The sequence below is a fragment of the Pyxidicoccus caerfyrddinensis genome, from assembly GCF_010894405.1.
Lineage (GTDB): Bacteria > Myxococcota > Myxococcia > Myxococcales > Myxococcaceae > Myxococcus > Myxococcus caerfyrddinensis.
This window is the reverse complement of the sequence record NZ_JAAIYA010000004.1, coordinates 632,678-642,403: the sequence shown is the minus strand read 5'-3', so window position 1 is coordinate 642,403 and position 9,726 is coordinate 632,678. Positions and strand designations below refer to the sequence as shown.

Sequence of the window (9,726 nt, the reverse complement as noted above, 5' to 3'; positions counted from 1 at the left end):
GCCCTTTCGCCTTCGCCTTCCTGCACCGGCACCCGGACGTCGAAGGGCAGCTGGCGCCCGGCAGTGCGGCGCGGGCCCTGGTGCGCGAGGTGCTGCTGAAGGGAGAGCAGGACGGGGCGCTGGTGCCCGGCTGCGCCCGGGTGGGCGAAGCGCTGGTGTGGGGCACGCTGGCGGAGTGGGTGCGCGTGCTGACGGAGAGAAACGAGGAGGTATACCGGAAGGACCTCCTCGCGTCGGCCGAGGCGCTCTGGCGCGCGTTGTCGAAGGCGGAAGACTCCGGTGGCTCTCGCGGGAGCGGCACTCCTCCATGTGCCGCTTCTCCAGAATCACCGAAGAAGGAGGACGACTCCCTCGCGCCACCGGATGGTGGCCTCCCTCCGGGTGCCGAGCTGCGGGAGCAGCAGGTGCCAGTGGCCGATTGCAACGGGCAGCGTGGGAGCGGTCCACCGCGTGGCGTCGCATGGCCGGCACCACGGACGTCGGCGGAGTGCGCTGCCGTCTCCCTCGCGGGCCGCGCTCTTCTTCCTGGAGCACGCGGCCTGAACTCCCGGTGCCGCCAACGCGCACGCCCACCCCGGCTTCATGCCGTGGGAATGGCCAGCAACCGTCCCACATGCCATTCGAGTCCATGGAAGCCCGAGCACCCAGCCTGGATGGAGCCTGGCGGACCGGGGCGAACCCTTCCTTCGACCAGGGTCGGCCTACGGCAGGCGCCTCGCCTGCATGGTCCTGGACGGACGTGTGCCGTTTCTCGCCGCGTCCTGAATCAGTACAGCTTCACCGCCACAACCAGACTGGGCCGTGGTCCGTACAGGTCGGGAACGGCCGGCTCCAGGAGCTCGACGGCTTCCGGGGACTGGCTGGCGCGCTCGCACTTCTGGGGGCGGAAGCCCACGATGGGCGTGAGGACCAGTGTGGTGGACCAGGCCCCGTCCGCCGTGGGCCAGAGCCGGAGCCCCTCGATGAAGCGGTCCGCCTCGGGGTCCGGTCGGGGCACGCGCCCGCTGTCCGCCCGGTTCGTGAGGACGAAGGTGTCCGTGTACCCGGGGGCACCGCCGGCGGCGATGGAGACGCCGATGCACGCGCCCGGCCCGACGGGCGCGAGGTTGACCAGCACGGGGTACATGTGGACGCGCCGTCCGGCCTCCTGCTGCGCCGGTGACAGCTGTCCCTTCATCGTGACCTGCCATATGGGCAGCCCGCCAGCGCCCTCGCCGATGCGCTCGAGCGGAAGCTGGACGAGCGCCCAGCGCGTTACGTCCAGTGCTCCCAGGGTGTCCCCGCGGAGGGGCTCCTGGTGGAGCTCGTAGTGGTAGTGCGTCCAGATGCGGGGCTCCTCGCCCGACACGTCCCGGCCCGGCTCGGAGGCCACGGCGGCCGTGAGCTGGGACCAGGGGGAGACCAGGAGCATGCCGTCCGTCAGCTCCTGGCCATTGATGAGCAGCCGGGTCAGGGAGCTCTGCCCCTCGTTGACGGAGAGGGCGAATGGCTCCCTGTCCCGGGCCTCGAGGAAGAAGTACTCGACGTCCCACGTGTACTGCGCAATCCGCCCCTGCAGTGGCAGCCCTCCGGCGACCTGCTGGCGCACGGTCAGCCCGGGCAGCGTCCCGGGCTCTCGGACGATGAGCATGAACAGGGCGAAGGCCACGCTCCCCAGCAGGACGGCAGCCCGCGCGGAAGCCGTCGTGCGCAAGGAGGCCGCGGCGCGCCGGGAGCGATCCGCCGCCAGGATGCACATGACGATGAACGCCTGGAAGTTGACCACGAAGACGGCGCTTACCAGCGTCCGGGCGACCACGACGTAGAGCTGCTCCGGCCTTGGTGCCGCCAGCCCCACCCCCACGAGCATGAACTCACCGAAGAGGATGGGGAGCGTCGTGGTGCAGAGCGCCGCGAAGACGAAGACGGTTGAAAGCTTCGAGTCCGGCCGGATGCAGCGGCCGCCCAGCCACACGACGCCCAGGGTCATCAGCCACTCGACGACCATCGACACCGCGAGGACGCTGAAGAAGATGGCGGCCCGCTGCGGAAGAAGTCGCGCAGGGCGGCCTTGAGGTTCAGCCAGAAGCTGCCCAGCGTCTGGGTGAGCCAGTGCACGTCGCTGTACGCCTGCAGGTAGCCGGCGGCGTCGATGCGCGGCGCGCCCTCGCGCACCTCGAGGATGGCGGCGAGCTGGTGGCTCTCCGCGCCGACCCGTTGCGGCGCGGAGGTGTCGTCCAGCCGCCAGCGCCCGCCCGTGCCCGCGACGATTTCCGCCTCCACGCAGGCCCGCGTCGCCTCGTACACGAAGGGCCCCACCTGTCCCTTCGCGTAGAGCCGCGCGCCCACCTGCTCCGCGAGCGCCATCGGCGGTACGGGCAGGGACAGGCCGACGCGGGCGCTGGCATCGAACTGCAGCTCGCCGCCCAGCTCGGCCTTCGCCATCACCTGGCTGCGCTCCTCCGGCAGGAGCTTCACCACGCGGAACGCGTCCCAGGAGTCGTCCCCGGCGCGGAAGTCGATGATGCACTCCACGCGCGAGAAGCCGTGGTCCCTCTTGGGGAAGAGCGTCAGGGGGATGTCCACGCGCCACAGCGAGCACCCGGGTGAGGCGGGCACGTCGGCGCCGTCGTAGGGGCGCACGGGCAGCCGGCGGTGGAACGTCACCCGCTCGCCCTGGAGGCGCTCGCGGAAGTCGGCCATGAGCTCGCCGGGAGGGGGACCTCCGGCGCGGCTCGGGGGCTGGCGCCACGCGGCCTGGACCGCTTCGTCCAGCAGTTGCTCGGAGTTCCTCGGCTCGTGCCGGGAGACCAGCTCCCGCAGGGCCCGGGTCATCTGCGTGTCGTTCATGCACTCCTCGAAGGGCTCAGGGGCGGATGGCGACCTTGAAGACTCCGTCCTTGCGCTGGCCGAAGAGCGCGTAGGCCTCGCGGATGTCCTTCAGCGCGAAGCGGTGGGTGAGCAGGGGCGTGAGGTCCACGCGGCGGGCCTGGACCAGGTCCATCAGCCGCCGCATGCGCTCCTTGCCGCCGGGGCACAGGGTGGTGACGACGCGGTGGTCGCCCAGCCCCGCGGCGAAGGCGTCGTAGGGCAATTGCAGCTTGCCGGAGTACACGCCCAGGCTGGACAGCGTGCCGGCGGGGCGCAGGCAGCGCAGTGCGTTCTCGAAGGTCTGCTGTGTCCCCAGCGCTTCAACCGCCACGTCGGCGCCGCCGCCGGTCAGCCGCTTCACCTCCGCCACCACGTCCTGGCTCCGGTAGTCGAGCACCACGTCCACGCCCATCCTGCGCGCCATGGCCAGCCGCGCTTCGTCACCGTCGACGCCGATGACGCGCGCGGCGCCCATCAACCGGGCGCCGATGGATGCGCACAGCCCGATGGGGCCCTGGGCGAAGACGACCACCGTGTCACCGAGGCGCACGCCGCCGGACTCCGCGCCGCTGAAGCCCGTGGAGGCGATGTCCGCCAGCAGCACCACCTGCTCGTCGGTGAGGTCGTCGGGGATGGGCGCCAGGTTCGCCTGCGCGGAGGGAATGCGGACGAACTCGGCCTGCGCGCCGTTCAGCGTGTTCCCCAGCCGCCAGCCGCCCAGCGCCTCGTAGTCCGCGCCATGCCCGCACTGGGACAGGTGTCCGGACAGGCAGGCCCGGCACTGGCCGCAGGGGGTGATGGCGCCCACCAGCACGCGCTGGCCCGGACGGTAGCCGGTGACACCCGGGCCGAGCTCCTCGATGACGCCCACCATTTCATGCCCGATGACGAGGCCCGGCTTCACGGGGTACTCGCCCCGGACGATGTGCAAATCGGTGCCGCAGATGGTCGTCAGCGTGACGCGGAGGACGGCCTCACCCGCGCCCGCGTGGGGCTGCTCGACCTCCTCGAGCCCGAACTGGTCGACCCCGCGGAACACCGTTGCTCGCATGGCCTCGCCCTCCTCATTCCAAGCTCGGGCCTGCGTTTCGCATGTGCAAGCGGGCCCCCTGCCCGGTGGCCTGGAGCCCGGTCGGAACAGGAGCGCGCGAGGCCAGGCGGGCAGCCGTCGCGGGGCGAGCACCTGCGCGCAGACGTCCGGGCATACAGCCCCGGCTTCGCCCGCCCGGGAATGGACAGCGTGGGGCCGCGGGGGCGGAGGCTCAGGAGGGGACGCCCAGGAGGTTCCAGCTCGCGAGCCACCACACGAGGACACCGGCGGTCAGGGTGATGAGCGTGACGTGGACGCGCAGGGGAACTCCGCCCGAGCGCTTCCACCACGCTCTCGCGGTGAGCAGGAAGGCCACCGGCGTGAGCACCGCGAAGGCCTGGACCCCGAGGAGCAGCACCCGGGTGAAGGGCGGGAGCTCGAAGGTGGATTGCCAGGTCACGTCGGCCGCATGGCGCGTCATGTAGTCCTGCCCCAGGAACAGTAACAGGCCAAGCGCGCTGAGTCCGCCCGCGGCCCAGCGCTCGGGGTGCCGCTGGCGTGAGGCCCTTGGCGTGTGCGGCGCCCGCCGCCACAGGGTGGCCAGCGGCCAGCCCACGACGGCCGAGGCGAAGAGCAGCCCGATGGCGGCGAGCAGCCGGTCATTGAAGGTCCGGGACTGGTACCAGGGCAGTCGCTCGAGGAACGTCGGGCCCTGGGCGAGGTAGCTGGCGCGTCCGTCCGCCTCCACGCGGAAGGCCAGCAACTCCGCGGCGCGGCCTCGCTCGACGGGGGCGAACAGGCCGGGGGACCGCTCCACGAAACGGCTCGGTGGCGCTCCGTGGGGTGAGATGAGCAGGGTGCCCTGGGGGCCGGCGCTCACCTGGACCTGCTTCTCCAGCACTTCTCCCGCGTAGTGGTTGGTGTAGCTCCGCCGGGTCAGTCCATAGACGCCGGTGAACAGCCGGACGCGCTCGGCGCTTCCGGGCATGGGCGTCGGAGGGGGGAGTGGCGTCTCCTCCGGGTAGTAGCGGTCGAGGAAGGTCTCGAGGACCACGTCCGTGGCGGAGTCGATGGGGCCGTCCCTGTCGCGGGCGTTGAACGCGACGAACAGGCCCACGCCTGTTTCCGGCAGGAGCATGAGGTCCGCGCGGAACAGCCCCGTGCCGCCGTCGTGCGAGAGCAGACGCTGGCCATGCGAGTGGCTCTCGGCGAAGCCGTGCGCCCAGCCGTCCAGGGCCGGGTGCGCGCTGAAGGAACGGCTGTGCATCCTCCGCGCGGTGTCCTCGCGCAGGATGCGGCCGTCGCCATACCGGCCGTCCTGGAGGTGGGCCAGCATGAACCTCGCCATGTCGAGCGCGCTCGCGCTCATCGCGCCATCCGGCTGCGTGGCGAGGTACTCGAAGCCTCCCTCCCAGCCCAGCCCGTGCCCGCCACCTGCACGTACCCCGTGGCCAGCTTCTCGGCCAGCCCGGGCGGCGGCGGCTGGCGGAAGGTGCTGTGCCGCATGTCCAGCGGCTTCAGGATGGCCTCCTCGATGTAGACCTCGAAGGGCCTTCCGGACACCTGCTCGACGACGAGGCCGGCCAGGGCCGCGCCGTAGTTGGAGTAGCTGGCGGCGACTCCCGGGGGGCGCACCCGGGCGGGGATGTCTCGCGCCAGCACCTGCCCCAGTGGCTCGAGCCCGGACGCATCCTGGAGGAGTCCCCCCACGTCGTTGGCCTCGAACCCGGCCGTATGGGACATCAGGTGGCGGAGGGTGATGGGCTCTGGATACGTCGCGGGGAGCTGGAAGCCCTTCAGGTACGAGTTGACGTCGGCATCCAGCTCCAGCCGGCCCTGCTCCGCGAGCTGCATGACCGCCGTCCACGTGAAGAGCTTGCTGATGGAGCCGATGCGAAAGAGCGTCTCGTCTCCGACGGGGCGGCGCTGTTCGAGGTCGGCGTACCCATGGCCCCGGGAGTAGAGGACGCGGCCGTTTCGGACCACCGCCACCGTGGCGCCCGGAGTGCCCGTGGCCTTCAGTTGCGCGGCGATGACGCCATCCAGGAAGGCACCCAGCTCCACCGGGTCCGAGGGGCCGGGCGCGCGAGCCGCGCTTGCCTCCTGCGCACCCACCCCCTGCTCCTGTGTCGCGCCGAGCCACACCGCGCACAGCATGATTCCCAGGCTCGCGCTCACGCTCCTTCTCCACGCTCCTGGCACGGCTTCCCCGTGGGTTCGCCAGAGGAGTCAGGAGGGTGAGAATGCTGCCCACCCCGCCATGGACCGGACATGGCACGGGAGGAGGAGCGATGTGCCGCGCAACAGACAGCTTCGGCGCCTGTCGCTTCGGCACCGCCGGGCCGCCCGGAAGAGGACGCCCCGCAGCGGGCCCGCGTCAGTGGAGCTGGACCTCCGGGGCCGACTCCACCGGCGAGGGGCGGCCTTCGCGTCCCGGCCGAAGCTCCGCGGCCACGCTCCTGGCCCATCGCTGGATGTGGCCGGAGTCGCGCCAGTCCCCCGCGTGCGTGCGGGCCATGGCGTGGGCGATGAAGCCCTTCGCGTCCTTCTCCAGCCGCCCTCCGAACGTCATGTGGCCGCGAGCGCCCACCTGCTTCATGAGGGCCTGTACCTGGGAGGTGGGCGCAATCTCGCTCTGCTCCGCTGTGTCGTCGAGCGGGCCGCTGGAGAAGAACCAGACGGACCTCTCGCGCAGCTTCTGCGCATGCCGGTGCACGAAGCGCCTGGCGAGCCGGAACCAGCGATTCGCGTACAGCGCTCCACCGACGATGACGGCGTCATAGGCCGACACGTCGTCGATTTCCCCGGGCGGGCGCAGCTCCGCGTCGAGGCCCTCCGCTCGGAGTGTCTCGACGACCTGCCGGGCAATGCCTTCCGTTCCTCCTCGCTTCGAGCCGTAGGTGACCAGGACCCGCATCGTGTGCCCCTCCAGGGTGAGTCCACCGCACTCATGCATGCGGTGGGCCGGCGGCGTTGGCGAGGTGCCGCCAGGCGAGCGCGCCTCCCGTCCCTCCGTCCTGGAGGGCGGACGTCGCGCAAGGGTTGCGTGCCCACCCGCGTTGCCGCTCCCCGGGCGAGCCTCCAGCTTCCGGGTACACCGGCCATGCGACTCCCCGTCCCCGTCCACCGCCTGCCATGCTCTGTCGACGACGCGCGCGGGCTCGGCGCCAGCGAGGTGCAGGAGCGCCGCGCGCGCTACGGGCGCAACGACGTGCTGGCGCGGCCCCGGCGCTCCGCCATGCAGACGCTGCGCGACTCGGCGGCGGACCCGATGCTCTGGTTCCTCGTGGCGACGAGCGCGCTCTACCTCTTCCTGGGGGAGCTGTCCGAGGGGCTGGTGCTGCTCGTGGCCATCGTCCCGCTGCTGGGCATGGACGCCTTCCTGCACCACCGGACGCGGGCCTCCACCGAGGGCCTTCAGAGCCGGCTGGCCGCGCGCGCCACGGTGCTGCGCGACGGGCGCGAGCAGGAGGTACCCGCGGACGAAGTGGTGGTGGGCGACCTGGCGCGCGTGGAGGCGGGGGGACACTTCCCCGCGGACGGGCTGGTGGTGCGCGGTGAGGGCCTGCAGGCAGAGGAGTCCTCGCTGACCGGAGAGTCGCTGCCCGTGCGCAAGCGGCCGCTGGGGCGGCTCCCTCCGGGAGCGGAGCCGCCGGTGGAGGGAGCGCACTGGGGAATGGCGGGAACGCGGCTGCTCACGGGGACGGCCTGGGTGCGCATCGTCTACACGGGGAAGGACACGCTCTACGGGAGCATCGTCCGCTCGGCCGAGCGGGGTGAGCATTCACGCACGCCGCTGCAGCAGGCCGTGGCGCACCTGGTGGCGGTGCTGGTGGTGGTGGCCGCCGTGCTGTGCGCGGTGCTCGCCTTCGTGCGCTGGCGCCAGGGCTTCGGGTGGATGGACGCGCTGCTGAGCGCGGCCACGCTCGGCGTGGCGGCCCTGCCCGAGGAGTTCCCCCTGGCACTCACCTTCTTCCTGGGCGCCGGTGTCTACCGCCTGGCCCGGAGACAGGCCCTGGTGCGGCGCGCCGTCTCCGTGGAGAACATCGGCAGGATTACGTGCATCTGCTCGGACAAGACGGGCACGCTGACGGAGGGCCGCCTGCGGGTGGCCCGCATGCTGCCCGCGCCAGAAGTCTCCGAAGAGGCGCTGCTGCGGACCGCGATACTGGCGTCGCGGGAGGAGGGAAGGGACCCGCTCGACGCCGCGCTGCTCGACGAGGCCGCGCGCATCAGGCCCTCCGCCCAGGAGCGCCAGCAGGACTCCGCGCCGCTCGACGAGGCCGCGCCCGTCCCACCCCGGGGAAGGGCCGTGGCCACCTTCCCCTTCACCGAGGAGCGCCAGCGCGAGACGGCGGTGGTGGAGGACGCGCACGGGAGGCTGCTCGCCGCCGTGAAGGGCGCGCCGGAGCGGGTGCTGGGGCAGTGCGAGCTGGTGCCCGGTGAGCGCGCGGAGTGGGCACACCGCGTGTCGGCGCTCGCGCGCGAGGGGCGCAAGGTCATCGCGTGCGCGAGCCAGTCGCTGGACATCGCATCCTGGCGCGGGGGCGAGCCGGAGCACGGCTTCCGCTTCCTGGGCCTCGTGGCCTGCGAGGACCCGGTGCGGGCGGGCGTCGAGGAAGCGGTGCGCGAGTGCCGCGAGGCCGGCCTGCGCACGGTGATGGTGACGGGCGACCATCCGGAGACGGCGCTGGCGGTGGCGCGGCGGCTGGGGCTGGGGGGAGCGCGGCCGGTGGTGCTCACGGGAGACGAGCTGGAGGCACGGCTGCGCGACACGGGAGCCGTGCCGCCGGTGGACGTGGTGGCCCGTGCCGTACCGATGCAGAAGTACGCGCTGGTGAGGGCCCTGCGCCGGGAGGGCGAGGTGGTCGCGGCCACGGGCGACGGCGTGAATGACGTGCCGGCACTCCAGGCCGCGGACGTGGGCATCGCCATGGGGGAGCGAGGGACGCGCAGCGCGCGCGAGGCGTCCTCCATCGTGCTGCTCGACGACGACTTCGGCACGCTGGTGCGGGCCATCGCGGAAGGCCGGCAGCTCTTCCGCAACCTCCAGCGCTGCTTCCAGTACCTGCTGCTCATCCACATCCCGCTCGTCGTGACGGCGGCGCTGCTGCCGCTGGCGGGCTATCCGCTCCTGTACCTGCCCATCCACATCGTCTGGCTGGAGCTCATCATCCACCCCACGGCGATGCTGGCCTTCCAGGCGGCGGCGCGTCCGGGACGTCTTGGACCTGCGCGGCGCCAGGGGCCCGCGCGCTTCTTCACCGCGGGCGAGTGGGCCACCGTCGCGCTGGTGGGCGGGCTGGCGACGGTGGGGCTCGTCTGGGGCTATGACCGGAGCCTGGGGGCGGGACGCGACGTGGAGCACGGGCGCGCGGTGGCGCTGGCGTCCCTCACGCTCGCGAGCGCCGGCTACGCGGCGGTGCTCACCGCTCTGCGCACGCGCACGGCCCGGTGGGTCTGCGCGCTGTCCTTGGGGGCCTCGGTGCTGCTCATCCAGGTGCGGCCCCTGGCGTACATGTTGGGGCTGCACCCGCTGCACAGAGATGACTGGGCGCGCGTCGTCGTGGGCGTGGCGGTGGCACTGGTGCCGCTGGTGCTCTCGCGCCAGCGCCTCTTCTCGCGGGGCCCACGCGGACGCCAGATTCTCCGCGGCCGCTACCGGCTCCGTCCCCGCGTCGCGTGAGCCGCCGACAGGTCGAGCGCCACGGCGAGAATCAGCGTTCCCGCCCACGCATTGACGGGGTCGAACAGGGCGTGATGCCTCTCGCGGTGGACCGGAAGCTTGGGCGGGCGCAAGGACGCGGCATCTGCTCCCGGGTTGGGGGGCAATGACAGATGCAGTG

At 72.3% G+C, this 9,726-nt stretch carries 7 protein-coding genes; 1 reads left to right on the top strand and 6 read right to left on the bottom strand.

Going from position 1 to position 9,726, the window contains the following annotated elements:
• Positions 1–766: 766 nt before the first annotated feature.
• The 6 genes from G4D86_RS12895 to G4D86_RS12870 form a co-directional block, all read right to left on the bottom strand.
• On the bottom strand, positions 767–1,969 hold the full coding sequence (locus G4D86_RS12895; protein ID WP_163993181.1) for a hypothetical protein: 1,203 nt from the start codon (positions 1,967–1,969) through the stop codon (positions 767–769).
• The gene (locus G4D86_RS12890; protein ID WP_163993179.1) at positions 1,969–2,829 is read right to left on the bottom strand and encodes a hypothetical protein; all 861 of its coding nucleotides are present in this window, start codon (positions 2,827–2,829) and stop codon (positions 1,969–1,971) included. Before G4D86_RS12890 ends, G4D86_RS12895 begins: the two co-directional genes overlap by 1 nt.
• Positions 2,830–2,845: 16 nt before the next feature.
• Positions 2,846–3,901 (bottom strand): zinc-binding dehydrogenase, encoded by a 1,056-nt coding sequence (locus G4D86_RS12885; RefSeq protein WP_163993177.1) that lies wholly within the window; start codon positions 3,899–3,901, stop codon positions 2,846–2,848.
• Positions 3,902–4,112: 211 nt separating this feature from the next.
• A complete protein-coding gene (locus G4D86_RS54150) occupies positions 4,113–5,249 on the bottom strand; it encodes a serine hydrolase domain-containing protein (RefSeq protein ID WP_205519559.1) in 1,137 nt (378 codons plus the stop codon).
• Positions 5,246–6,058: a serine hydrolase gene (locus G4D86_RS54145; protein ID WP_163993173.1), complete on the bottom strand. Its 813-nt coding sequence runs from the start codon at positions 6,056–6,058 to the stop codon at positions 5,246–5,248. Before G4D86_RS54145 ends, G4D86_RS54150 begins: the two co-directional genes overlap by 4 nt.
• Before the next feature lie 199 nt (positions 6,059–6,257).
• Positions 6,258–6,797, bottom strand: a complete 540-nt coding sequence (locus tag G4D86_RS12870; protein WP_163993171.1) for a flavodoxin domain-containing protein — start codon at positions 6,795–6,797, stop codon at positions 6,258–6,260.
• A gap of 186 nt (positions 6,798–6,983) precedes the next feature.
• Here G4D86_RS12870 and G4D86_RS12865 point away from each other — a divergent pair, with 186 nt between their 5' ends.
• Positions 6,984–9,566, top strand: coding sequence for a cation-translocating P-type ATPase (locus tag G4D86_RS12865; RefSeq protein ID WP_163993169.1), 2,583 nt, complete (start codon positions 6,984–6,986; stop codon positions 9,564–9,566).
• The last annotated feature ends 160 nt before the right edge of the window (positions 9,567–9,726 follow it).

Excerpts from the sequence above, each read along its gene's own strand:
- G4D86_RS12865 (WP_163993169.1), top strand. The coding sequence starts at position 6,984 with ATGCGACTCCCCGTCCCCGTCCACCGCCTGCCATGCTCTGTCGACGAC.
- G4D86_RS12895 (WP_163993181.1), bottom strand. The coding sequence starts at position 1,969 with ATGACCCTGGGCGTCGTGTGGCTGGGCGGCCGCTGCATCCGGCCGGAC.
- G4D86_RS12890 (WP_163993179.1), bottom strand. The coding sequence starts at position 2,829 with ATGAACGACACGCAGATGACCCGGGCCCTGCGGGAGCTGGTCTCCCGG.
- G4D86_RS54150 (WP_205519559.1), bottom strand. The coding sequence starts at position 5,249 with ATGAGCGCGAGCGCGCTCGACATGGCGAGGTTCATGCTGGCCCACCTC.
- G4D86_RS12885 (WP_163993177.1), bottom strand. The coding sequence starts at position 3,901 with ATGCGAGCAACGGTGTTCCGCGGGGTCGACCAGTTCGGGCTCGAGGAG.
- G4D86_RS12870 (WP_163993171.1), bottom strand. The coding sequence starts at position 6,797 with ATGCGGGTCCTGGTCACCTACGGCTCGAAGCGAGGAGGAACGGAAGGC.